At 65.8% G+C, this 24,177-nt stretch carries 18 protein-coding genes; 3 read left to right on the top strand and 15 right to left on the bottom strand.

Annotated features, from left to right (window positions below):
* Positions 1 to 11: 11 nt before the first annotated feature.
* From OES25_03340 to OES25_03405, 14 genes are all read right to left on the bottom strand, one after another.
* The gene (locus tag OES25_03340; GenBank protein MDH3626672.1) at positions 12 to 170 is read right to left on the bottom strand and encodes a hypothetical protein; all 159 of its coding nucleotides are present in this window, start codon (positions 168 to 170) and stop codon (positions 12 to 14) included.
* 4 nt (positions 171 to 174) lie between these two features.
* Complete coding sequence (locus tag OES25_03345) at positions 175 to 750, bottom strand: electron transport complex subunit RsxA (protein ID MDH3626673.1); 576 nt, start codon at positions 748 to 750, stop codon at positions 175 to 177.
* A complete protein-coding gene (gene rsxE, locus OES25_03350; protein ID MDH3626674.1) occupies positions 750 to 1,373 on the bottom strand; it encodes an electron transport complex subunit RsxE in 624 nt (207 codons plus the stop codon). Before rsxE ends, OES25_03345 begins: the two co-directional genes overlap by 1 nt.
* Entirely contained in the window at positions 1,351 to 2,031 is a 681-nt protein-coding gene (locus OES25_03355) for an FMN-binding protein (GenBank protein MDH3626675.1), read from the bottom strand. Before OES25_03355 ends, rsxE begins: the two co-directional genes overlap by 23 nt.
* A 4-nt stretch (positions 2,032 to 2,035) precedes the next feature.
* Complete coding sequence (locus OES25_03360) at positions 2,036 to 3,022, bottom strand: RnfABCDGE type electron transport complex subunit D (protein MDH3626676.1); 987 nt, start codon at positions 3,020 to 3,022, stop codon at positions 2,036 to 2,038.
* On the bottom strand, positions 3,019 to 4,350 hold the full coding sequence (rsxC, locus tag OES25_03365) for an electron transport complex subunit RsxC (protein MDH3626677.1): 1,332 nt from the start codon (positions 4,348 to 4,350) through the stop codon (positions 3,019 to 3,021). The genes OES25_03360 and rsxC overlap by 4 nt, the downstream gene beginning before the upstream one ends.
* Positions 4,347 to 7,895, bottom strand: a complete 3,549-nt coding sequence (locus OES25_03370; protein MDH3626678.1) for a 4Fe-4S binding protein — start codon at positions 7,893 to 7,895, stop codon at positions 4,347 to 4,349. The genes rsxC and OES25_03370 overlap by 4 nt, the downstream gene beginning before the upstream one ends.
* On the bottom strand, positions 7,888 to 8,718 hold the full coding sequence (locus OES25_03375; protein ID MDH3626679.1) for an RnfABCDGE type electron transport complex subunit B: 831 nt from the start codon (positions 8,716 to 8,718) through the stop codon (positions 7,888 to 7,890). Before OES25_03375 ends, OES25_03370 begins: the two co-directional genes overlap by 8 nt.
* Positions 8,719 to 8,729: 11 nt before the next feature.
* The gene (locus tag OES25_03380; protein ID MDH3626680.1) at positions 8,730 to 12,620 is read right to left on the bottom strand and encodes a ferredoxin; all 3,891 of its coding nucleotides are present in this window, start codon (positions 12,618 to 12,620) and stop codon (positions 8,730 to 8,732) included.
* A gap of 23 nt (positions 12,621 to 12,643) precedes the next feature.
* Positions 12,644 to 13,597, bottom strand: a complete 954-nt coding sequence (locus tag OES25_03385; GenBank protein ID MDH3626681.1) for a thiamine pyrophosphate-dependent enzyme — start codon at positions 13,595 to 13,597, stop codon at positions 12,644 to 12,646.
* A gap of 11 nt (positions 13,598 to 13,608) precedes the next feature.
* A complete protein-coding gene (locus OES25_03390) occupies positions 13,609 to 15,513 on the bottom strand; it encodes a 2-oxoacid:acceptor oxidoreductase subunit alpha (protein ID MDH3626682.1) in 1,905 nt (634 codons plus the stop codon).
* 50 nt (positions 15,514 to 15,563) lie between these two features.
* A complete protein-coding gene (locus OES25_03395; GenBank protein MDH3626683.1) occupies positions 15,564 to 16,037 on the bottom strand; it encodes a hemerythrin domain-containing protein in 474 nt (157 codons plus the stop codon).
* Positions 16,038 to 16,082: 45 nt separating this feature from the next.
* Positions 16,083 to 17,117 carry an FAD:protein FMN transferase gene (locus OES25_03400; GenBank protein MDH3626684.1) on the bottom strand — a complete coding sequence of 345 codons (1,035 nt, stop codon included), beginning with the start codon at positions 17,115 to 17,117 and terminating at the stop codon, positions 16,083 to 16,085.
* A 118-nt stretch (positions 17,118 to 17,235) separates the two neighbouring features.
* On the bottom strand, positions 17,236 to 17,523 hold the full coding sequence (locus OES25_03405) for an RNA-binding protein (protein MDH3626685.1): 288 nt from the start codon (positions 17,521 to 17,523) through the stop codon (positions 17,236 to 17,238).
* Positions 17,524 to 17,870: 347 nt separating this feature from the next.
* Here OES25_03405 and OES25_03410 point away from each other — a divergent pair, with 347 nt between their 5' ends.
* Entirely contained in the window at positions 17,871 to 21,005 is a 3,135-nt protein-coding gene (locus OES25_03410; GenBank protein ID MDH3626686.1) for a multicopper oxidase domain-containing protein, read from the top strand.
* Here OES25_03410 and OES25_03415 read toward each other — a convergent pair.
* Complete coding sequence (locus OES25_03415) at positions 20,989 to 21,675, bottom strand: DNRLRE domain-containing protein (protein ID MDH3626687.1); 687 nt, start codon at positions 21,673 to 21,675, stop codon at positions 20,989 to 20,991. The genes OES25_03410 and OES25_03415 overlap by 17 nt on opposite strands.
* Before the next feature lie 180 nt (positions 21,676 to 21,855).
* On the opposite strand from OES25_03415, the gene OES25_03420 reads away from it, so the two are divergent.
* Positions 21,856 to 22,419, top strand: a complete 564-nt coding sequence (locus OES25_03420) for a hypothetical protein (protein MDH3626688.1) — start codon at positions 21,856 to 21,858, stop codon at positions 22,417 to 22,419.
* On the top strand, positions 22,365 to 24,119 hold the full coding sequence (locus OES25_03425; protein ID MDH3626689.1) for a CRTAC1 family protein: 1,755 nt from the start codon (positions 22,365 to 22,367) through the stop codon (positions 24,117 to 24,119). The genes OES25_03420 and OES25_03425 overlap by 55 nt, the downstream gene beginning before the upstream one ends.
* Positions 24,120 to 24,177 lie beyond the last annotated feature (58 nt).

A 24,177-nucleotide genomic window follows, 5' to 3' on the forward strand; every position in this document is an offset into this window, starting at 1 on the left:
GCGACCGGCGATTACTCCAGCACGTGGGCGTCTCGTTTTTTGTCGCAATCGCAGGCGCCGCACGATCCGGCGTCCTCTGCAGCGGGTCCGTTCATCCGTTGCAGGACGACCCACAGCCCGCAGAGCATCGCCAGACCCAGCACCGCGACGACATGTGTCCAGATGCTCATGGTCCTACCCGTGAAACAGGCCGGCGAAACCCATGAACGCCATGGAAAGAATGCCGGCGATGAAGAAGCTCATCGCGGCCCCCTTGATCGTCCGTGGGATCGCGGCCAACTCGTTGTCCTCGCGGATGCCGGCCATCAACACCAGCGCCAGTGTGAGACCTGCGCCGGCGCCGAGGGCGTAGACCAGCCCCTGTACCAACCCGTAACCACGATTCGTGGAGAACAACGCCAGTCCCAGGATCGCGCAGTTGGTCGTGATCAAAGGGAGAAAGATCCCCAGGGCACGAAACAACGCCGGGCTCAGTTTCTTGATCGCCATCTCGACGAACTGCACCGTGCTGGCGATGACGACGATGTAGGTGATCAGTCGCAGGTACGGTGCGTGGGGCAGCACGAAGTTATTGAGGAGCCATGCCGCCAGGGAGGTGATCAGCATGACGAAGATGTTGGCCAGTCCGAGGCGGAACGCGGTGACCAGGCGACCGGTCACGCCGAAGAATGGACAGAGCCCGAGGAAATAAGCCAGCGTGAAGTTGTTGATCAAGCAGGCCGACATGAAGATCCAGACCAGTTCGCCCATCACGCCGCCTTCCCGGCCCGTTGCCGAAACTCCGCCAGCAGCCAGAGCAGCACGCCCATGACCAGGAACCCGCCGGGCGGCAGAATCATGATCACCCACGGCTCGAAGTTACTGCCGAACAGCGAGTAGCCGAACAGCGAGCCGGCTCCCAGGATCTCGCGGATTCCACCGACCAGCGCCAGGGCCAGCGTGAAGCCCAGCGACATCCCTGCGGCGTCGGCCACTGCGGGCAAGAGCCGTTGCTTCGACGCGAAGGCCTCTTGCCGACCCAGGATCAGACAGTTGACGACGATCAACGAGATGAACGCGCCGAGCTGCTTGTGGGCGTCGGGCATCAGCGCTGCCAGGGTGAAGTCAACGGTCGTGACGAAGGTCGCGATGATGATGATGTAGATCGAGATGCGGACCTGACGCGGGATGATGTTGCGGAACAGCGAAACCAGGGTGCTCGATCCGATCAGAACGAACGTCGTGGCGAGGCCCATGATCAGTCCGTTGAGCAGGGAATTGGTGACGGCCATCGCCGGGCACAACCCCAGCACCGCGATGAACACCGGGTTCTCGCGCCAGATGCCCTTGAGGAACTCCGCCGAGGGGGAGCTATCCACCGCCGTGGGGCTCATCGCCGCCCTCCCTGGAACGTGCACTTTCGATGCCGCGGATCGTCTCGAGCAACGGCAGCCAGCGCCGGGAACTGTCGTTGAGGATCTGGACCACCGCCTCCGACGAAATCGTCGCTCCGGTGATGCAATCGACCTGGTTGGGATCGCTCTTGGCGCCTTTCTTGACGGCCACGATCTCCGGCAAGACCTCGAGGGCCTGGAAGTTGGCAAGAAAGTCGGCATCGACGATGATCTTGTCGCCCAGCCCGGGTGTCTCGCGGCTATCCAGCACTTCCATGCCGATGATGACCTTTCGCTGCGGGTCGTAGCCGTAGATCAGGCCGATCGTGTCCTGAAAGCCCGCGCCGCTGGCGGGAATGGCGAATCCGATCAGGCGCCCGTCGTCGGCGCGACCGACGAAGACGGCCTCACCATGCGGCAACGAGCCATCGATCGCGACGAACGGCCGTGGGGTTTCGTCTTCGACGACGTAGGCCGTCACCTCGGTCGTGCCGGGGAGCACCCGGAAGATCGCCGCGTTGAGCGCCTCGGCCCGATTCCTTTCGATCCGCGGGGCGGTCAGCAGGTAGACCCCTACCAGAACCAGGCCGGAGAGCAGCCCGGTGAGGGCGAGACTCGTCACCAGTCGCAACGAGGAAGCCTCCGCCGGTCTAGGCATCGCTCTACCCCCCGAACCGACGCGGCTGCGTGAATCGATTGATCAACGGCGTCGCCGCGTTCATCAGCAGGATGGCGTACATCACTCCCTCGGGGAGTCCGCCATAGAGCCGGATCAGCACCACCAGGATTCCCACGCCGGCGCCGAAGATCCAGGCACCTCGGACCGTGATCGGCGAGGTAACGGGGTCGGTCACCATGAACACGACGGCGAACAGGAACCCACCGGAGAAGATCATGAACAGCGGTCCCGGGTTGTGTTGTGGATCGATCCAGTGCATCACGCCGCTGAACGCGACGACCGCCAGCAGCGTAGAGATGACCAGCCGCCAGTCGAAGACACGACGCAGGCCGAGGTACAGCCCGCACGCAACCAGGATCCACGCCGCCGTCTCACCGAGGGAGCCTGCCGTGCTCCCGAGTAGTAAGGGGCGAAGCGCGGTCAGCGTGCCCTCGAACTTCGCCAGGCCCAGCGGGGTGGCCATCGTCGTCACGTCGACCGGTGCCTGCCCACCGGGGAAGGCCAGAGTGCTGGAAGAGAGTGAGAAGAAGCCCTGCTGCGGTGCGACCCACGTCGTCAGGGGAACCGGGAACGCCGCCTGCAGGAACGCCCGCCCGACCAGCGCGGGGTTGAAGAGATTCTGACCGAGTCCACCCCAGATCGTCTTGCCCAGCGCCACACCGACGGCGCCGCCCAGCGCGGCCATCCACAACGGCAGAGCCGGTGGCAGCGTCAACGCAAGCAGAACACCGGTCAGCACGGCGCTACCGTCACCCAGCGTGTGAGCCGTGCCACGCGGTCGCAGCAGCCACTCGGTCCCGACGGCGCCCAGGACCGAGGCCAGCACCACCAGCAGGGCGGAGAGACCGAAGAAATAGACCGCAGCCGCGACGACGAAGGCGAGCGACCCGAGGACTTCGAACATCAGTCGACGGGTGTTGAGACCGCGGTGCATGTAGGGCGCCGAGGCGATGTCCAGACGGATCGTCATGACTTGTCCTGCCGCACCATCGCCTTGCCCACCCGCATCAGCTGAACCAGCGGGATCGACGACGGACAGGTGTAGGAGCAGGCGGCACACTCGAAGCAGTCCGGCATGTTGTACTGCTTCAATCCCTCGACGTCGTCCGCGCGAACCATCAGGGCCAGCCGTGACGGGTTGAGGAACATCGCACAGGCCTCGAGACAACGTCCGCAACGAATACAGGGTTGTTCCTCGATAACCGGCACGGCATGCGTAAACACCAGCACACCGGAGGACCCCTTGACGACGGGAACGTCGAGGTTTTTCTGAGCCTGTCCCATCATGGGACCGCCGAGGATCACCTGCCTTACACGCGGCAACAGCCCCCCGCAGTACTCGACGAGATCTTTGAGCGGGGTTCCGATCGGCACCAGCACATTGGCCGGTCGCCGGATACCGGTGCCGCTTACCGTGACGACACGTTCGATCAGGGGCAGTCCCGTGCGAACCAGATCGCTCAACGCCGCGGCGGTGCCGACGTTGTTGACGAGCATCTCCAGATCGAGCGGGAGCCGGCCGCTGGGAATCTCGAGCGCGAAGATGGCGTCGATGAGCATCTTCTCCGCACCCTGGGGATACTTGACCTCGAGCGGCACGATCGTGAGTCCGGGATCGTCTGCGCCGGCCCGACGCAAGGCCGCGATCGCGTCGGGCTTGTTGTTCTCGACGCCGATGTAACTGCGTTCCGCACCGACCATTTCACGGATGATCGTCAGCCCATGCAGGACTGCCTCGGCGCGCTCCAACATCAGACGGTGATCGCAGGTCAGGTAGGGCTCGCACTCGCAGCCGTTGAGAATGACGAACTTCGCTCGCTTGCCCTCGGGGACCTGCAGCTTGACGTGGCTCGGGAAGGCCGCGCCGCCGAGTCCGACGAGGCCTGCCGCCTGGACCTGCCCGATCAACTCTGCCGCCGAGAGGCCGCCGGGAAGTGGATGAATCCGCTCGCCGAGTCGTTGGCTGGAGAACAGATCGGTTCGGATCACGATGGCCGGAAGCCGCGCACCGGACGGATGGGGGCGGGGTTCGATCGCGCTCACGGTTCCCGTAACCGGCGCGTGTGACGCGGTGGAGATGTAGCCCTCGGCGGCGGCAATACATTCGCCCCGTTCGACCCGTTGTCCCACCTCGACCAACGGTCGTGAGGGTGCGCCGATGTGCATCGACAAGGGAAGGACGTACTCCTTGACGAACGGCATGCGCTCGATGGGGAGGGCGTTGGTGGCCTGCTTGAGTTCGTCCGGATGGATCCCGTGCTTGAACGTCGCACGACGGCTGATGGTGAGGTCACTCATGACGGCGGGTCGTCCCGGTAGCCCGCGAGTTGGAGCAAACGATCCCGTAGTTGTTCCGCCTGCCGTGTGCGTTGCGTGTCCTCGAGATCGTCGAGCTTCGCCCGATGTTCCCGTGTCAGCGATTCGATGGCGACGTCCTGCTCGCCACGAAGTTCCTGCTCCAGATCCTCGCGGATCGTCTCCGTGAACGGCGTCACGACGCCGGCCAATTCCTGCAACACGGCCCAGTGATCCTGGCGCCGGGCGACGAATTCGTCCAGGGTCTGCTTCGGTGTGTCGCTGTAACGAGACTCGCCGGCGGCCCAGGCGGCGGGGTCGGAGACACTCTCCGGGTTCCCGTCGAGGCTCAGGCGGCGCCCGAAGACTCCGGGAAGCGAAGGGTCGTAGCGCAGAAGCGGATGCACCCGTGACTCCACCGCCAGACGGGCCCGGGCGATCATCTGATTCGGCTCGAATCCGTGGGCGCGCGGTGTCGGGGTGTGGATGTGGATCAGTGCGGTGCCCGTGAAGGCCAACGCCGCACGAAGACCGGGAAACAGATGTCCGGGGTGAGCGATCGACGACGACAGGACGAAGGCCTGGCGATGGGCCAGCGCCAGGAGCGCAGGATCGGCGCCGCCGGCCAACAGATCCCGGCCATCGAGCAGGATCACCTTCACCGGAAGATCGCTGTTGAGGAGCCGGGCCAGTCCGGCGACGTGGGCCGAGGCCAGCGTCTCGGGATCGATAAGAATCAACAGCGGCGGGCAGAGGGCGCGTTCTTCGGCGGTCAGTTCGGACCGCGCGAGCCCCTGAGGTGCACTCGCTGAATCCTGCAGGACCCGCCGGGCGTCCCGTACCTGGCGGAAGTCCTCGGTCATCTCGGCCAGCATTCCCTCGGCGACACCGAAGGCAAGTTCCGGCCCCTCACCCGTCGTGTCCACGATCACCGGTACGCTGAACGGGTTGTGCGGGTACGGGATAGCCCACTCGGCCGTCGTGCGCCCCATGATCGCCAGGCCGTAGCGCGAACGTCCCAACCCCTGCCGCCCCTCGGTCAGGCGCCAGCGAACCCGCTCGATGGCCCGGGCGGCCTCCGCCAATTCGCGAATCCGTGGCCGATCGACCTTCAGCGGACCCGCGAGTTCGTCGAGTTGATCGAGCAGTTCCTGATCGTCGTCGGGTAGTTTTCGTTCCAGCGCAGACGCGATCGCTTCGCGCAGCTTTCCGGTGAGCTCGTCGAGTTCCGTGGCGTGTTGCTGGAGTCGCTGCTGCATCGTGTACTCGACGACGGCGACGATCTGTCGTGTGGCCAGTCGTCCACCGGAACCGGGCTCGGCGCCGTCGGCTCCCGTCACCGCCATCGAACAGTGGCGAGACATCAGCACGGCAGCCAGCTCTCCCGGTTCGGGTGCGGTCGACAGACGCTGGATCGTCGCTCCCGGGGTGTCGGGGAGTCGCTCCCAGGCCTCTCGACGCTTCCGCATCCCGGCGACGGTGTCCTCGGTCTGTGGGAGGATCTCAATCGCCGCATCGGTGCAGACTTCCGCACAGACCCCGCAGCCCTGACAGCTCCGGGGATCGAGCGAGAGCATGAGTAGGCTGCCCGACCCCTTCTGCCGGCGGTGCGCTTCATGGAACAGGAGTTCGGTCGCGCCCAACCCCAGTGCGTCGAGGAAGTCCCGTGTGCCTGCGAAGATCCGTTGCGCCGTCTCACGCTCAGCACCCTGAAATCCCAGCTTGTCGGCCAGCCAATCGAAACCGGCGTCCAACTCCGCGATCGTCAGGCGGGATGCAGGCTGCTTGACCAGCTGTCCGTCGATCCGCGAGGCCAGTTGCTTGTGGGCTCGCCTGAGTTTCATCGCGACGGGATCGTCGGCCAGATCGCCGACGGTGGCGTCGTGAGCCTCGTTGAGGAAGGTCTCGCTGCCCAGCACCAGTGGGTTGAGGGAAGAGTCGGGGCAGGCGGTCCAGCACTTGCCGCACGCGGTACAACGGGCCGGGTCGATGCTAGGGGCCGACTCACGTTCCTCGGCACGATCGTTAAACGTCGCCGTGCAGGCGGGTAGCACACCGACCGCCAGGTACGGATCGGGAACCGAGCGCTCCCCTCCCCCGGCTCGTGGTTCGATGAACTCGCCCCAAAACCGAGGGACGCTGTCGTAGGTCGCTGCGACCTGATCGAAACGTCGCACGACCGAGGGCAGTTGCGTGCTTGCGTTGGCCGGGCCGGCTGCTTGCCGGTCCGCGTCGGGATCCGGGAGGGTGCGTGCGTCGAGTTCGGGATAGTCCCGAGCGATCGTGTCCAGCAGCACCTGCCGTCGTGGGTAGTCCGAATGTCGCCGAGGTGAGGCAAGTCCAAGACGAACCGACGCGCGGGCCGCATCGCCCCGGCGCAGATTCGTCAGCAAGGCTTCCATTCGGGAATCATCGAGATGATCGAACGTGGCCGACAACAATCGGCACGAACCGGCTTCGATCGCGGGGCGAACGTCTCTTAGCAGCGGCGGACGGTCGGTCTCCGAGTCGTCCACACGCTCCAGCACGGTAACCGTCTCCGCGCCGGCCAGCGCGTCGCGCAGTTCGGCCTCGGGGAAAGGACGGGTGCGGACAAGACCGACCACACCGACACGCTCACGGGGCTTGCGGGCGACCACGCGCTCGGCGGCAGCGACGGCCGAACCCTGAGTCACGATGATGTGCCGCGGGCGGTCGAGTTGGAAGCGCGTCAGTGCTGCCAGCGGACGCCCCGTCAGCTGTCCGAGGAGTTCCAGCGCCGGTTCCGCGATCTCCAGCAGGTGCTCCGTGAAGAACAACCGCCGACCTGCGGCCGCGGCATCGTATTCGCCCGCGCCCGGTTCCACACCCAGCGCAACCGGCCGGTCCGGATCGAACCAGCGCGGCACCCGGCGACGCTGTTCGCCGAACAACATCCGCTGACTGGCCGTCGGACAATCGATCTCATCGGTCGGACTCCCGAGAAGATCGACCAGCAACGCTTCGTCAGGAAGCAAGAGGTCTGCGGTCGGGTCCAGTGTCTCCGGACCGTCGACCGCGATCACGACCGGGACGAGCGCCTGTTCGGCGATCAACCGTGCGACCAGACCCAGATCGAGCGCGTGTTGGGCGTCCCGCGCGACGAGCGTCAGGCAGCCACTCCCCGTCACCGCGCGCAGACCCCCGTGCCCCCCTCGCGCAGCGGCGGCATGAATCACGAAGGGTGCCCGGCGCAGGGCCGCCCCACGGATCACGTCGCCGGCGTTCATCAGTCCCGCGGTCGAGACACAGGCGCTGACCCGCAAGCCGGTCATCGCCACACCGGCCGCCGCCGAGATCGCCGAGATGTCGGAGTCGAAGAGGGAGAGACCGGACTGGGACGGGTCGGCGGGCGTAGGAGACCATTCTGCGGTGCAACAGAGGGCCTGACCGATTGCGGCCTGCATCTCGATCACGGCCTGGCGACCGGACCGCGTGACACGACGGCCGGGCCGTTGTGGCGCTTCCTCGTTGTCGCCTGCCAGCCGTGCCCGCAGCCGTTGCAGCCACGATGTGCCGCGTTCAGGCATGACGGTCGGTTTCCGAGTCGAACTGGTCGCCCTCGACCCACCGGATCGCCTCCGTCGGGCAACGCAGCGTGCAGTCCTTGCGCGCACCCTGGGGGTTGTTGATCACCGGCAGCCCGCCCGTCATCTCGATCGCTCCGGGCTCTGCATCGGCGGCACACAGGCCACAGCCGTCGCAGGTGACGCGGCAGATGGCCCTGGCTGCATCACCGGTCAGCGGCGAACTGCACTGCACGATGGCCTTATCGGACACGGGGTGGAGTGCGAACAGGTCCAGCGGGCAGATCTCGACACAGTCGTTGCACGCCGTGCACTTCTCGACACTGACGACGGGGAGCGACTCGTCGTTCATATGGATCGCGTCGAAGTCGCAGGCCCGGTCGCAATCACCGAGACCGAGGCAGCCCCAGGGGCAGGCCTTACCGCCACCGTTGACCACGAACGCGGCGCGACAGCTGCTCATGCCGTGGTAGTCCGCCAGTTGTTTGACGGCGGACGTTCCGCCGGCGCAGTGCAACCGTGCGACGACCTTCTCCTGGAATCCGGCCTCGACGCCCAGAAACGACGCAACGGTCTCGATGCCTTCCGGAGACGAGACGGTGCATTGACCGGGAGCCGATTCCTCCGCCACGAGGGAGACCGCGAATCCCCGGCAGCCGGGTTGGCCGCAGGCACCACAGTTGGTTCCGGGCAACATCTCCTCGAGAGCGTCGATTCGCGGATCTTCGTAGACTTTCAGGAACCGATCGGCGAGGGCCAGCAACGTGCCGAAGAAGGCGCCGATGCCTAACATGATGCCGCCTGCGAGGATGATCGTCTGCGTCATGCCTCGGGCTCCTAGTTGAACTTGGCCGCGCGTGCGAGCAGACCGTCGTTGACGGTCTCGTCACCGGCGCTTGGCAACCCCGGATGGATACAGCGTGCGGGACAGGTCTCCGCAGACTTGACCAATTCCTCGTACGTCCCGTTGGCCGGGTCGGTGATGAAGGCCTGTTTGTTCGAGTCGTACTTGAACAAACGTGAGTTGACGTCGATACACTCTCGACATGACGTGCAGAGTGCCGAGTCGATATACGGGTCGTTGAACGAGACGTCGGAGTCGTCTTCTTCATCGTCGACTACGCCCTCGGCTTCCTCCGGTGTTTCCTCGACGACCGGCTCCTCGGGCACCTCCGTCTTCATCGCCGCGGGCCGGGTCGTGGGGGGCGTGGCGTCCAGATCCATCAGCACGCGGGCCAGCCGATCCATCGCCTCGCCGGCGGTCTCCGTACGGACCCTCTCGATCTCGGCCGCATGTTGGGCGTCCGACGCCTCCCGTGCGAGCTGGGCCTCGGCGCGGCTCTCCATACGAGCGGCGGCGGCGGCGCGATGGGCATATTCGTTGTCGGTTCCCGCCAGCTCCTGCAGGATCCGCCACGCGCGGACCCGATCGTGACAGGCGTAGGCCAACTCCCGGGTGACCCCTGCCCGTGCCAGCCGGCCGTCGTCGGTGACGACCCAGATGAACGGCAACTTCCGCGCGACGGCCCCTGTCGGTGCAGCCAGGTAGTCCGCCAGTTCCATCTGTTCCGGCCCCCAGGCCTCGACGGGGAGGATGCGGAAGTGATTGCGATACGCCGGATCGAGGGCCACCCCGTGGGCGAAGGTGAAGGCTTGTTCGAGAGTGACCTCGACGCCGTCGGCGTCCCGGTAACGAACCGTGTGCAGGGGCCAAGGGCGCCCGGGCTGGGGATTGCCGTGTAGATCGAAACGGTCGGCCCAGCTGGAGCCGGCTTCGGGATCGTAGGTGAAGACCGGGATCGCCCGGGCTTGTTGCGCCGCCTGGAGCTGGATCCAGGCCGGAAGCGGTGCGTCCCAGGCCGGGACCGCCACCAGGGCCACACCGGGACGGAGAGAACCCGCCATCTTCTGCAGGTCCTCCACCAGCCGGCGCGGACAGACCAGCGACGACTCGACCACGAAGGCCTCGCGGTGGGCGACGGCCACGTAGCCCATTCCCGGGTGGAAGCCGGCCAGCCCTTGCCAGCTCTCGGTTGCGCGAAGTTCCGACGTACTCTGGGCGACCAGCACATGGAGCGGCCGGCCGGATCGCAGTAACTCCGAGAACGCACCGAGGGCCGGCCCGTGGAGGCGGGCATCCGTCTCCAGCACCACCAACCGCGGTAGCGAGAGCAACTCGTCGTCGGTCAGCGCCTGCCAATCGAAGCGTGCCAGCGGTTCGTCGTGAGTCGACGGATCGTAGGCACCGTCGACTTCGAGGCGCGCCACGCGGATGGCGCGGAACAGCTCCACGCTCTGTGCCGCCAGTCCGTCGAACAGTCCGATCGCGGTCTCCAGGCCGGCGGGATGCACGACGACCCGTGCACGGGGCAGCTCGTCGCCGGCCATGCCGGAGTCCGGTTGGACGACGATCAGATCGAAGTCCCCACCGTCGTCCCGGGCTCCGCGCAGCGTCGTCAGCGTCCGTTCGATCCGCAGTCGGCGACTCTCACCCAGTCGGACCGGACCGCGATGGCGGGGCAGGTTGGCCGCCAGCTTCTGCGGGTCAACAAACTCCCCTGCGGTCCACTGCTGGGGGGTGTGGCCGTCGTCGATCTTGAGGAGTTCCTCCAACCGTTGCACGAGGGTGTCGATCTCCTCCAGCAGCTGCACCCTGCGTCGTCGACGGACGTTGGCCACCGCCGCTGCGTAAAGCGCGGGCAGTGTTGCCGCGTCCAGCCCGACCAGCGTCCCGCCGGGAGCGCAGGACTTCAGGCGGTCCCGCAGTTGCTCGCCCTCCGATCGCAGGGCCGTCGCGGCGGCCTCGCTCAGGTCGAACCGTTGACGAAGTTCGTCCAGCGTCTCCGTGACCTGCAGACCAAGCTCCGTCGGTGTCGTGCCTCGCGCGACCACCCGGGCGGCGGCGGCGGAGAGCTGCGGCAGATGTTCGGGAAGGACCGCGGCGGCTTCACCCTGAGACGCCATCTCCCGGAAGATCGCGGCGACACGTCTCTCGAACGGCTCCGCGATCTCCTCCGCAGGATCACCGAAGACGAGCATCGGGTAGCTCGCCCCTTTCCGTTGCGGCAGGTCGAGTGCCTCCAGAACCAACGGGTGAAGCGGCTCGGCTCCGGTCGGTTCCATGGCGGAGTGGGCACCCTCGCCGGTGAGGTGGAATCGACGGGTGGCCACCCGCCACTCGTCGGCGTCGCCCGATGCCTCCTCGTTGGGAAGGGAGGGCGTCGGCGGCATCGTCGGCAGCGAATCGGGTGGCGAGATGAAGTCGGCCTCCGCTGCAGACCGTTCCGCTTCGAGGGCCGTCGGGTCGAGGACGGTCAGCGCGGCAGGCGCCAGACGCGAGCCGATCTCCCGCGCAAGGACCCGGTCGAGGCTCGGCGCCGCGGCCGCCAGGAATCCGTCCAGCACGATCGAGCGTACGGCCGCAGGATCCGCCAGCTCCAACTGCGGCGTGTTGCCCAAATCGAGCCAGTTCAATCGCAGCTCACGTTGCAGGATCTCGTAGCGAACCTCGGGGCGCAGCCCGTTCCACCAATCGGTCGGGACCGGGCTCCGCGAGACGATGACCAGGGTTCCCCCCCGGGCCATCGCGGCCGGCAGGCTTCGGCGGTCCAGACAGGAGCGGTGGGCGCAGAGCGCGAGATCGGCGGGGGCCGCCGTTCCCGTTTCCGGGTCCCCTTCCCCGACCCGCAGGTTCGAGCCCACACGACGGAACGGGACCTCTTCGATGGACCCGAGCCGGGCCGCCAGATCCAGCAGGAAACTCTCGGCCCAACCACCGGGTGGTCGGGCGGTCAGAACGATCGGTGGGACGCCGACCGGCGGCGAGGCTTCACGATGGCGGGCCGGCTTCAGGCCCAGGGCCAGCCGGGCGGCAGCGGAGGTGTCGTCGACGTCCCGTGGGTCGAGTGGGTCGAGGAGCACCGGCGGTTGAGGATGCCCGCCTTCGATGCAGGCCCGGCGGGTTGCCTCGACGACATGATCGACACCGGGGATCAGCAGGACTCCCGCGAGGCCCGACACCGCCTCCGCCAGAGCGAAGACCGGAAACGGGCGAATGAGGTGGATGCAGATGACCCGGCACGGCAGTCCGCCGGCTTCTAGCGCAAGGGCCAGTCGTCGGGTCGCCGCCCGGGAGGCTCCGCCGGTGACGAGGCCGTACTCGGCCCCTTGCGGGCCGTCGCAGGTGACCGCTGCCAGGGGCCGCCCGGTGAGACCGGCGACCCGCCGGAAGGCCCGGGTGGCCTCGTTGGCCACCGACCCGACATCCATGACCGGTTCGTCGGTCAGCTCGCGGACCAGGGCATCATGGGGGAGCCGGAGCAACTCCAGCGGCCCGGCCGGGGGCGGATCGAACGTACAGATTCCGGGGGCGCCGATCCGCCGCGCCAGTTCGTGCGCCACCAGGCAATGATCGACGGCATCCTGGGAGACCGACGCCGTCAGTTCAAACGCGAAGCCGCTGCTTGGTCCCGAGCGTAGACGATGGTGAACCCACGGCGCACAGGTGAAGGCGCAGTCGCCGCCGTGGTCTCCGGTCGCCAGCAGCGTCGCCGCCGGCCGCCCCTCCAGGGCCAGCCCCTCGGCGATGGCGGGACGCAAGACCGCGCCCGTTCCGCAGACGAGCCGTTCGGTCTCGTTGATCGCATCGAGGGCCGTTCGAGCCACCAGGCGACCTCGAGCGTCTGCCCGCTTCGGTGTCTGTTCGGTTCCTGTACCGGCACGAGCCATGGCTGCCCTCTGACCGCTGCGAACTAGATCAGGTGTTGATCGATCTGGGCCTGCAGCCCTTCAAGCCTGCTGGAACGACTCATGCCGAGACCCTCCGCCGACTCGTGGTCGTAACACGGATTGTCCGGATTGCGATAGAGCAGGCCGACCGGGACGACGTCCTCCCGTGCGACATGATCGCGAGCGGCGCTAAGGTCGGCGGGGTCGTGCGCCTGCTGAGTCTTGAACAGCTTCTCGATCATCGGGTCGACGGCGATGCCGTCGGCGTGTTTGAGCAGCATCATTTTAGAGGGGTCGTCCTGCAGAGGCGTGAATTCATCGGCCATGAAGTGTGGGCAACGCTGCAGGATCCGCACGAACGACAACCCACGGTGTTTGTGGGCGGCGGCGATGGTGGCGAAAACGTGAGCGGCGTTCCAGTCCACCGTCTGGGCCACGAACGACGCGTTGGTAATGCCGAGGGTGACGCTGAGCGGGTTGAGCGGCGGCAGCACCACGCCACGGGGATGGGTGTTCGATTTCTTGCCCTGGGGTGTCGTCGGCGAACTCTGCATCTTCGTCAGGCCGTAAATGTTGTTGTCCAACATCAAGACGGTCATGTTCATGTTGTAGCGGATCGCGTGGATCCAGTGTGCCGTACCGATGGCGCAGCAGTCACCGTCGCCGGTGACAACGAAGATGTGGAGGTCGGGCCGGCGAGAGCGGATGCCGCAGGCGATCGGGAGGGCCCGGCCGTGGAGACCGTGGAAGCCGTAGGTACTCATGTAGTGCGGGAGACGGCTTGAGCAGCCGATACCGGAAACCATCACCGTCTTCTCGGGAGGCAACTGCTCGTCCCGGGCCAGACGCTGGATCGCGTTGAGCACGGCAAAATCGCCGCAGCCCGAGCACCAGCGCGGCACGGTCCCGGAGTAGTCCTCGAGGACGTGGTGCGTGGCCTTCGGTTCGATCTCCCAGTCCTGTTTCAAGCCGTACATCGTTTCCTCCGTCAGTCCCGGCCGAGTTTATCCAACTCCGCCTGAATCACCCGCCCGATCTCGTCCGGAGGCAACGGGATCCCCGAAACCTTGGACCAGCAGCCGACGTCGCAAAGGGTCCAGGCCCGCAACAACAACGCCAGTTCCGAGTAGCGTCGATTCTCCGGTCGGATCTTCGGGTCGTCGAGATCGTCGCTGTAGTTCAACTCGATGGTCTTGATCTTTCTGAATCGCGAGAAGATCTCCTTGAGACCCGGCTCGAGGGGCGAGAGGAAGCGCAGGGTCAGGCAGGAGACCTTATTGCCGGCCTCCCGCAACTTGTCGACGGCCTCCTCGATGGCGCCACGGGTCGAACCCCAACCGACGATCAGGAGGTCGCCCTCGTCATCGCCGTGGATCACCGGTGGCTTGAGGGAGCGTTGCAGCGTGGCCAGCTTGCGGCTGCGGGCCGCCATCGAGCGCTGGTTCGTCGCCGCGTCGTAGGCCACCTTGCTCTTCTCGCTGTGGGCCAGCCCGGTCAGGACGTATTCGCCGCCCCGTTGGCCCGGTACGGGTCGTTGCGACAGACCGGTCTCGGGATCCCAGGCGTAGGGCGGAACCTCCTTGTCCCAGGCCGATTGGTCGATCGGTGGGGCCAGCCATTCTTCCTCGACCACGGGTCGCTTGAACGACGTCTGGCCGGTGGCCAGGTTGGCGTCGGTCAGCACGAGGACCGGTCCGCGGAAGGTCTCGGCCAGTTTCCTGGCCGTGATCACGAAGTGGAAACACTCCTCGATGGAAGACGGGGCGATCACGATCTTCGGCGCGTCTCCCGGTGCGCCGTAGATCGCCGCCATCAGGTCGGCCTGCTCGACCCTGGTCGGGAGTCCGGTCGAGGGGCTGCCACGCTGGACATCGATGATGACCAGCGGCAGTTCCGCCATCACGGCCAGTCCGATGAACTCGGTCTTCAACGCCAGACCCGGTCCGGAGGTCACCGTCACGGCGGTCTTGCCGGCGTAGGTCGCTCCCAACGCGAAACCGATGGCTGCGATCTCGTCCTCGGCCTGATGGACGAAACCGCCGACCTTCTGGAGCGCGTCTGCCAGGTAGTGGGACACCGACGTCGCCGGCGTGATCGGATACATCGAGCAGACCTCGATACCGGCCGACATGATGCCGAGCGCCAGCGCCTGGTTGCCGTTCATGACGACCCGCTCCTCCGTCGAGGGATGGACGGAGACGCGGAAACGAAAGTCGACGTTCTGCTGTGCCCATTCGTAGCCCGCCTGGATCAGGGACTGGTTCGCCGAGACGACCTTCTCGCCCTTCTTTCCGAGACGGAGTTCAATCAGCGATCGAAGCTTGTCCAGGTCCCGCTCGTAGATCGCAGAGACCATGCCGAGGGCCCACATGTTCTTGCCCCGCCGGGGGTCGGGGACGATCTTGCGGCACTCGACGTCCATCGGAACCTCGACGACGACGTAGCCTCGCCGTTTGAAGTCCGCCAACGCCTCGGCGTACTGCTTGCGGATCCCCTCGTCGGGAGAGTCACCCCACATATTTTCGAGGAAGACGATCGTTCCCTCGCGCAACGCATCGTCCGTGATGCGGTTGTAGAGAACCTGCTCGTTGAAGGCGACCACCACGTCGGCGGTCTCGCCCATGTTGGTCACCGGGGCCCCGGCGATTCGGATCCGGTTGCCGCTGGCGCTCTCCTTGGAGCGAGGGGGCGGTTCGATCTCTGCGGGGATGATCTCGACGGTCCAGACACCGTTACCCATCTGGGCGCTCACGGTGCCGAACATCTGGCCTGCGGTCTGGGCCCCTTCGCCGGAGTCCGAGACGAACTCGACGATGGCCTGGTCGACTTCCTCGACCCGGGAGGCGGGGCGCGGCGACGCATCGGTATCCGTACGGGCCATTCGTAGACTCATGGATGCAACCTCCAGCGGATCATTAGACGAGGAATACAACCACGACTCGATCAGTCGCCCACACCGATGTCGTCCCAGTACGCCTCGAAGATCAGCTCGTTCTCTGCCGCCTCGTGGCGTCGAAGCCGGGCGACGAACAGCTGGATGCGGGCGTTCAGCTCACGAAGTTCGTAGAGCTCGGCCTCCCGCAGGCCACCGGTGGCGTCGATGATCTGGTCGATCTCGACGAGCATCCCCGGATGTTCGAGTTTCAGGGCTTCGACGCGACTGGCGATCCGGGGACGACGGGTCGGCAGGTCGGCGTAGAGCGGCCCCTGTTCCTCGGTGACGAAGTGCTCGCGGAGGGTGCGTGCGAGTCCGGGGAGATGTTCGAGTAAACGGCCGACCCACTGACCCGAGCTGTCGGGGTGGCTATCGAGGCAATCTTCCAGCTTGGCGACCCAGCGGTCGCACTCCCGGTGCTCGTCCAGCGTGTGGTCGAGGGCGCCGCGTTTCTTCGCTCCGGGGTGTTGCTCATCGACCATGCAAGGACGCTCCAACGGCGGAATCACACTGAATATAACTCGAAATTACTTGCCGTGCGAGGCAGCGTCAACGCGGATTGTCGAGCCGCTGTGACCACTTATAGGAAAGCCCGAGGAGGCGTGCCGGACCCCCTCCGGATCGGTGATCAGGGCCTCGACGCCGGCGAGCGCCTCGACCCGCTCCAGCGCCTGCAGCGGGCCCAGCACGAACAGGCCCGTGGCCAGGGCATCGGCGTCCATGGCGTTGCGGGCGATCACCGTCACCGCGATGGAATCCGGCGCCGGCCGGCCGGTGCGGGGGTCCAGGATGTGGTGATATCGCGTGCCGTCCCGCTCGAAGAACAGATGGTAGTCGCCGGAGGTGACGATGGCACCGCGGTCCAGCTCGATCGCACCGGACAACGACCCCTCCCGGCGCGGGTCGGCCAGCCCCACTTGCCAGGGCCGATCGACGTTGCCGCCCCGGACACGGAGATCGCCACCGCCGTCGATGGTGTAATCGAAGATCCCGTGGCTCTCGAGCACCGCCGCCGCCCGATCGACGCCGTACCCCTTGCCGATGCCGGAGATGCCGATCTTCATCGCCGGGTCAGGGAGTCGGATGGCACGGTTTGCGGCGGTGAGTTCGACCCGCTCGGAGCCTACGGAGGGCAAGCAGGCCGCTAGCTGTGCGTCGGTCGGGATGCGCGGCTCGCGAAACGACCATAGATGCCCACACGCGGCATAGGTGATGTCGAAGGCGCCGTCGGTCATCTCCGAGATCTGCAGCGCCCGTTCAACGACCTCGTACAACTCCTCGCCGACCTCGACGGCGACGCTCTCGCCGGCGGCCCGATTGACCGCACTGATCTCGCTGGTCGTCTTCCACTCGCTGAGTCGCTCTTCGACCCGGGCGACCTCGTCCAGGGCCGCCTCGGCGGCGGCCCGCCCGCCTTCCGAATCGGTCGTGACGACCTCGATCCGGAACGAGGTGCCCATCAGCATCCGTTGTGCCGACACGAGTTGGCGACCGTCTTCGTTCCGGCCGCCGCAGCCGGCGGCGAAAAAGAGGACGAGGACGGAGAGAAGGGCTTTGTTCATGGCTGGTCGCCAGTCTAGCGTCCCATCCCGCCGTAACCTAAGCGGATGCCTCCACCCAACAAAAAAAGGGGCGTCCCGAAGGACGCCCCTGCAATTTAATCGATGTGTTCAACGCTAACTAGTAGCGTCCACCACCGCCGCCGCCGCCGCCACTGCCACGCTCACGCGCTTCGTTGACGTTCAGCTGACGTCCGTCCATCGAGTGACCGTTCAGCTCCTGGATGGCCTGGTCGGCGTGCTCGCTGTTTGCCATCTCGACAAACCCGAAACCGCGGGGGCGCCCGGACTCTCGGTCGGTGACCAGGTGGACTTCCTCAACCTGGCGACCATTCTGCTCAAAGAGCGACCGCACCTGAGAATCGTCGGCGCTAAAGGGGAGGTTCCCCACATACAATCTCGTTCCCATATCTCAAACTCCTCGCTCTCCTTCTCGAGAGCATGACTCGGATTCCCGGCCCGTGACTCCGGAAAGGAGGCGGGATCAGTGCCGACGTCTAACACACATCGGCCGGGCTTCGGCACGGCAAAAAGTCGTTTCTGTACGATTGGTTGCGACCGGGAACCTGCATTAAAAGTAGCGCCTACCGAAGAAACTGTCAATGGAGGCGGTGGGAATCGATCGCGGGCGGCATCCGATGAGGTCGAGATTCGCTCGAGAATTGCGCTATCAAGTGGACTTATCGCGTCGAAAGGTCCCTGGACCCGATTGACTGCACCCTATTAAACAGAGGAAATGGTCTCAGGGGGTTTGCCATGAGACTTCGATCGCTCTCTCTCGTCTTCTTCCTCTCCTTGATTCTGGTCGGAGGGGTCACCTGGGCCGACAGCGTCCAGATCGCCCCGACCCGGGACAACACGCTCTACGAACCGGTCAGTCAGGTTGGTTTTCAGGACACGAGCAATGCGCTCGGACCCAACCTGTTCAGTGGCAAGGTCAAGGACGCGCTGAACAACAGCGGTCAGGTCGCCGTGCGGCGTGCCGTGCTCTACTTCGACGTTGCCGGTGCCGTGCCCCCCGGGGCGACGATCAACGCGGTCCAGCTGACCCTCGTCGCCAACCGCGTCAAGCAGAACACCGGGTTCAACGCGCCGCTGCACCGGCTGCAGTCCGACTGGGGGCAGGGAACCTCCAACACCGGCAACTCCCAGCAGGGGCGCGGCGACACGCCGACGACCAACGACCCGACATGGCAGCACACGTTCTATTCGTCCCAGATCTGGGGCACCCCTGGAGGCGACTTCTCGGCGACGATCAGCGGCACCACGACGGTCGGTGGCAACGGAAGTTACAGCTGGGGTTCGACCTCCACGATGGTCAGCGATGTCCAGGGTTGGCTCGACGTCCCGACGCAGAACTTCGGCTGGATCCTGATCGTCGACGAGAGCCAGATCGAAACGGCGAAGCGCTTCGCCAGCGTCAACAACACCGACAACGGCGGCGCGGATCGCCCCTCGCTGTTTATCGACTACACGCCGTCAGGGGGGCCGACCGGTGCCTGTTGCGATGGCGACAGCTGTTCGATCGTTGCCGGGATCGGTGCCTGCACCGGGACCTATCAGGGCGATGGGACGACCTGCACCCCCAACCCCTGCACCGGCCCAGCGCTGGGTGCCTGTTGCGCGACCGACGGCACCTGCACCGAGGGGACCCAGGCCGACTGCGAAATGACCGTAGGCAGCGTCTACCAGGGCGATGGTTCGACCTGCCTACTGGCCCAGTGCCCCATCGCGCTGACCCCGTTCGTCGATCCGTTGCCGTTGCCGCCGATCGCGGTGCCGGACAGCGGCTCGATCGGCGGGATCGCCGAGTACTCGATTTCCATGGTCGAGTTCGAGCAGCAGGCCCACAGCGAGCTGCCTGGACCGGCGCGGGTCTGGGGCTACACCGACGGCACCTCGCCGCCGCAGACCCCCGGACCGATCATCATCGCGCGGGAGAATATGCCGGTCACCGTCAACTGGATTAACGACATCCGTGACTTCGACACGAACATCCTGCGGACCGACAACCATTATCTCGACGTCGACATCCAGGATGACGGATTCGGCAACGTCTGTATCCATGGCGCGGAGGACGTCGCCAAGACGGTCGTCCATCTGCACGGTGGACACGTTCCGGCTGCGGTCGACGGCTACCCCGAGGATACGTTCCTACCCGGGGCCCCTCCGGTCACCTACGTCTACCCGAACGGTCAGCAGGCGGCCCCCCTCTGGTTCCACGACCACGCCCTCGGCATCACCCGGCTCAACGTCTACATGGGTCTGGCCGGCGCCTACCTGATGCGCGACGCGGTCGAGGACGCGATCAACATCCCCACCGGGCCCTATGAAGTGCCCGTGGTGATCCAGGACCGGATGTTCAATCCCGACGGAACCTACTACTACCCATCCGAATGGCAGGACATGTTCTTCGGCGACAAGGTGATGGTCAACGGCAAGGTCTGGCCGTACCTCGACGTCGATCAGGGCAAGTACCGACTGCGCCTGCTTGGCGGCTCCGGATCGCGGGTCTATACGCTTTCGCTGAATCCGCCCAGCGGGCTGCTGACGTTCACCGTGATCGGCAACGAGGGCGGGTTGCTTGAGACTCCGGTGCCCGGGGTCGGTCAACTGACGATCGGTCCCGGCGAACGCTATGACGTGATCGTCGATTTCGCCGGCTACAACGCCGGCGACGAGATCCTGCTGGAGAACAGCGCCGCTGCCCCCTTCCCGAACGGGGCGAACGACATCAGCGACGTAATGAAGTTCGTGGTCGGCAGTTCGATTGGCGACACCGACCCGGTTCCTCCCACGCTACGACCGATCGATCGCATCCCGGAGGGGGAAGCGATCCTGAGCCGCGACTTCAACCTCAAGCGTTCGGGTGTGGACGATTGCGGCCGTTCGATCTGGGAGATCAACGACCTGCATTGGGACGACATCACGGAGTACCCGGAACTCGATACCACCGAGATCTGGCGCTTCATCAACGATTCCGGCGTCTCCCATCCGATGCACATGCATCTGGTGTTCTTTCAGATCCTCGACCGGGACGGCTTCACGACCGGGGCGGGCGGAGAGATCATCCCCGACGGCAACCCACAGCCGCCGCTACCCGAGGAGAGCGGTTGGAAGGACACGGCGATGGTCGGTCCAAACGAGATCCTGCGGGTGATCGCGCGTTTCGAGGACTACAAAGGCAAGTACGCCTATCACTGCCATATCCTCGAGCACGAGGATCACGAGATGATGCGCCAGTTCCAGACGGTGCGTTGCGGCGACGGCGAACTCGACGCGCCCGCCGAGTCGTGCGACGACGGACTGGGGCAGGATCTGGACGGCTGCGCCGCGGACTGCGATTCGATCGAGGAGTACTTCGAGTTGAGCGGGGTCGGTACCGGTCAGGGCGGCGGCCGCGTCGACCTGATCGTCAACGGGCAGTTGATCCGGGCCAGCAATACCACCGGCATGACGGCAGCCCAGATCGTGCAGGCGCTGGCGGCGGCGATTAATGCGGACTCGACTCTGCAGTCGCTCGGGATTAGCGCCACGGTGGTCGGTGACCGACTGGTGACGACCGGCGACATCGAGAGTGTCGACATCCGCGACGGGGGCCTGAGCGACGTCTTGCAACTGGCCGTCAATCGCACCCAGTTATGGTGGGGCAACGTCGAGGCGGCCGGCGGTGGTTACGACGTCGCCCGTGGCACGCTCTCCAATCTGCAGGCCATGGGAGGGTTCGTCGGGGGAACCCAGATCTGCGTGGCGAACAACGAGACCGAGACTTACCTCGACATCCGCGTCGTCACTCCGACGCCGGGCGAGGGACACTGGTACCTCCTTCGGACCGACGGCGGCAGTTACGGTAGCGCGAACCGGGATGGAGGGATCAGCGCCTGTCCGTAGCGGCAGCCACTCTGTAACGGATCTCGAGAACCGGCCGCCGCGATGGATCGGCGGACTCGCGGCTGGCCAGGTTCTTCGCGGTCTGCGGTTGGGATTCGTCGCCGATCAGCAACCAGCCGAAGTTGCGGTGCGGTGCCACCAGCCAGCGACGAACGTCCCGGGCCAGTTCGTGAGTCTGAAACGAATAGAGTGCGGCGATGCTCAGCGTCGCGCTCGCGCTCGCGTGCGGGACGAAGTGGCCACCCGGCCGCGGCCAGCGCGCGTCATCGTAGTCCGTATGGATCCAGGTCACGTCACCCGGCTCGGCCGGGCGACCGCCGCCGCCGCTGGCGCTACTCGGGCCCTCGCTCCAGTCCGACAGCAGACGATGCACGGTCACCGTGGACGGCTGCGAATTGCTGGGGTTGACGAACACGGTTAGCGTCACCGAGTCGATCACCGCATCCCGCGGTAGCGTGCCGGCGACGTCGAAACGCAGGAGCGCACGTCGGCGAGAATCGACACTCTGGGACGTGCGGCCGATGAACACGGACGGGCCGGACCCGTTTGCCAGCGACCCGTCCGCCGACTCGATCAGCGTCGCGTCGCGGTCGGCCTCGATGCGCACGACCTCGCCGGCGCTCGCCGGCCAGGGCAGGAGTAACAATCCGATCAATATTAGGCGCCACATGGTCGGAAGTTACCGTCAACGGGCGGATCGTGCCGTCTGATCTTGTCGTTATATGGACCGTTCGGGTCCCATAGCCCCCCCGTGACCCCGGCCATCAGTCGCTACCATCCCTGTGCCCCGGCGTCATGCCGCGGCTGCCACCGACGCCGGTCCGTTCGGCACAAGAAAATGGAGAACCTCATGGAACGCCGAATATTTGTCATGCTATCCGTGCTCGTTTGTGCCACGCTGATCTCTCCGGTCTTCGCGCAGATGCCGAAGCACGACGCTACCGCAACACCGCGACCGATCGTCGACTCGTATTCCAGCCTGGCCGATGTGATCCTGGGAGCCAAGCAGACGGAATGGAACCTGGTGCACTCGATCCTGGCCACGACCTTCGGACATGCCGAGGGGGTGCACGCCAAGGCACAGGCCAAGCTCGCAGACGGTGAAGACGCGCGGAGCGAAATCGAAAACCTGGCAACCCTGGTGGCGCAGCTCGGCAACGAGGGAGACGCGGCAGTGGCTGCGGTGCGCAAGCGTCTGATCGACGGCGGACACCACCATCACGCCGACGACGGCGACGACGGCAAGTACGACCCGGGCTTCGTGATCATCGACCGCGCCACCAAGAAGACGTTGCTCGACGCGGCGAAGGCCATCGGTGGACTGGCCCGCGGCAAGGATGCTGCCGCGCTGGAAGCCCAGTGGAAGACCGTTCAGTCCGCGTTCGGTTCGCTCCACGACGGCGTGCAGCACTGACCCGCATCGTCGAGTGGATCGGCGTTGTTGTTCTGTCCTGGGCGGCGGTCGGCTGCGGGGGCGGTGAGGCGGATCGCGCGGCGTCGAAGCTACGCGCTGGCTTTCAGTTCGTCGACGTCGCAGCCGATGCGGGCCTGGACCGCGTGATCCACGCCGGGCGACCGGGGAAAGATCACCTGCTGGACAGTGCGGGCAGCGGAGCCGCCTGGCTGGACTTCGACGGGGACGGTCGGCTTGACCTGTATCTGGTCAACGCGCATCGCATCGAAGACGGCCGTATCGCCGAACATGGGCGCAACGCGCTGTACCGTGGACTCGGCGACGGCCGATTCGAGGACGTGACCGACCGGGCGGGTGTCGCGGACGCCGAGCACTGGGGTTGTGGCGTGGCCGTCGCGGACTACGACGACGACGGCAGGCCAGACCTGCTCGTCACCAACTTCGGCGCCAACGTCCTCTACCACAACCGCGGAGACGGGGGCTTCAAGGATGTGAGCAAGGAGGCCGGCGTCGAGATCCCCGGTTGGAACAGCGGCGCCAGCTTCTTTGACGCCGACGGCGACGGCGATCTCGACCTGTACATCGCGGCCTACATTGAGCAGTCATTGGACGAAGTGCTGGTGGCGCGTCGCACGCTGGACTGGAAGGGTGTCGACACCGTCGCGGCAGGTCCGTTCGGCATGCCCGGCGCTCCGGATCACTTCCTGCTGAACCGCGGCGAGGGCCGATTCGATGTTGCCACCGGCAGCGCCGGTCTGACCGACCACGCCCTAGGCTATGGTCTGGGAACCCGCGCCATTGACGTGGATGACGACGGCGACATCGATATGTATGTGGCCAACGATTCCGATGCCAACTTCCTGTACCGCAATGAAGGCGAGGGAGTGTTCCGCGAGACCGGGCTGTGGTCCGGAGCCGCGTTCGACGTCGGTGGTGCGGCCCAGGCAGGCATGGGCGTTGCGGCCGGGGATGTCGACGGGAACGGTACGATCGACCTCGTGGTGACGAACTTCTCCGAGGACTTCAGCACGCTGTACCTCGGGGATGGAACCGGCCTGTTCAGCGACGCCAGCGATGCTTCCGGGGTCGGCGCCGCGACCCGTTTGCCGCTTTCGTGGGGCACCGCGCTGGCGGATCTGGATAGTGACGGAGACCTGGATCTTGTGATCGCCAACGGTCACATCTACCCGCAGGTCGACGAGCATCCGGAGTTCGGTATGCGCTACGAGCAGCGGAACCAGCTGCTCGAGAATCTCGGTGACGGTACCTTTCGCGAGGTGACCGAATCAGCGGGGCCCGGTTTCGCGCTGCAACGCTCCAGCCGCGGGCTGGCTGTCGGCGACTACGATGACGATGGTGACCTGGACCTGCTGTTCACCCACCTCGATCGTCCTCCGTCGTTATTGCGCAACGAGTCGGCCCAGGGGCACTGGCTCACCGTCATCCTGCCTTCCAGTCCCGGTGACGGGCCGGAGATCGGCGCCCGACTGAGCGTGCAGGCGTCGGGGCGCACGTTCATCCGCGATCTCGCCAGCGGCGATTCCTATCTCTCGTCCCACGACCCGCGCTTGCATGTCGGGCTCGGAGACGCGACCAGGGTCGAGCGACTGGTGGTCGACTGGCCCGACGGACAACAGACGACGCTGGCGGACGTCGACGTCGATCAATTCATCGAGGTCCGGCGGCCGGACGGTGGATGACAATTCGGGACCGCAGTGACGCGCAGGTTCTCGATGCCGAGAAAAGAAAAAGGCCCGG

The sequence above is a fragment of the Acidobacteriota bacterium genome, assembly GCA_029861955.1.
Lineage (GTDB): Bacteria > Acidobacteriota > Polarisedimenticolia > Polarisedimenticolales > Polarisedimenticolaceae > JAOTYK01.

Bases quoted from the DNA above. Each gene is read 5' to 3' on its own strand.
- OES25_03340 (MDH3626672.1), bottom strand. From the start codon at position 170: ATGAGCATCTGGACACATGTCGTCGCGGTGCTGGGTCTGGCGATGCTC.
- OES25_03345 (MDH3626673.1), bottom strand. From the start codon at position 750: ATGGGCGAACTGGTCTGGATCTTCATGTCGGCCTGCTTGATCAACAAC.
- rsxE (MDH3626674.1), bottom strand. From the start codon at position 1,373: ATGAGCCCCACGGCGGTGGATAGCTCCCCCTCGGCGGAGTTCCTCAAG.
- OES25_03355 (MDH3626675.1), bottom strand. From the start codon at position 2,031: ATGCCTAGACCGGCGGAGGCTTCCTCGTTGCGACTGGTGACGAGTCTC.
- OES25_03360 (MDH3626676.1), bottom strand. From the start codon at position 3,022: ATGACGATCCGTCTGGACATCGCCTCGGCGCCCTACATGCACCGCGGT.
- rsxC (MDH3626677.1), bottom strand. From the start codon at position 4,350: ATGAGTGACCTCACCATCAGCCGTCGTGCGACGTTCAAGCACGGGATC.
- OES25_03370 (MDH3626678.1), bottom strand. From the start codon at position 7,895: ATGCCTGAACGCGGCACATCGTGGCTGCAACGGCTGCGGGCACGGCTG.
- OES25_03375 (MDH3626679.1), bottom strand. From the start codon at position 8,718: ATGACGCAGACGATCATCCTCGCAGGCGGCATCATGTTAGGCATCGGC.
- OES25_03380 (MDH3626680.1), bottom strand. From the start codon at position 12,620: ATGGCTCGTGCCGGTACAGGAACCGAACAGACACCGAAGCGGGCAGAC.
- OES25_03385 (MDH3626681.1), bottom strand. From the start codon at position 13,597: ATGTACGGCTTGAAACAGGACTGGGAGATCGAACCGAAGGCCACGCAC.
- OES25_03390 (MDH3626682.1), bottom strand. From the start codon at position 15,513: ATGAGTCTACGAATGGCCCGTACGGATACCGATGCGTCGCCGCGCCCC.
- OES25_03395 (MDH3626683.1), bottom strand. From the start codon at position 16,037: ATGGTCGATGAGCAACACCCCGGAGCGAAGAAACGCGGCGCCCTCGAC.
- OES25_03400 (MDH3626684.1), bottom strand. From the start codon at position 17,117: ATGAACAAAGCCCTTCTCTCCGTCCTCGTCCTCTTTTTCGCCGCCGGC.
- OES25_03405 (MDH3626685.1), bottom strand. From the start codon at position 17,523: ATGGGAACGAGATTGTATGTGGGGAACCTCCCCTTTAGCGCCGACGAT.
- OES25_03410 (MDH3626686.1), top strand. From the start codon at position 17,871: ATGAGACTTCGATCGCTCTCTCTCGTCTTCTTCCTCTCCTTGATTCTG.
- OES25_03415 (MDH3626687.1), bottom strand. From the start codon at position 21,675: ATGTGGCGCCTAATATTGATCGGATTGTTACTCCTGCCCTGGCCGGCG.
- OES25_03420 (MDH3626688.1), top strand. From the start codon at position 21,856: ATGGAACGCCGAATATTTGTCATGCTATCCGTGCTCGTTTGTGCCACG.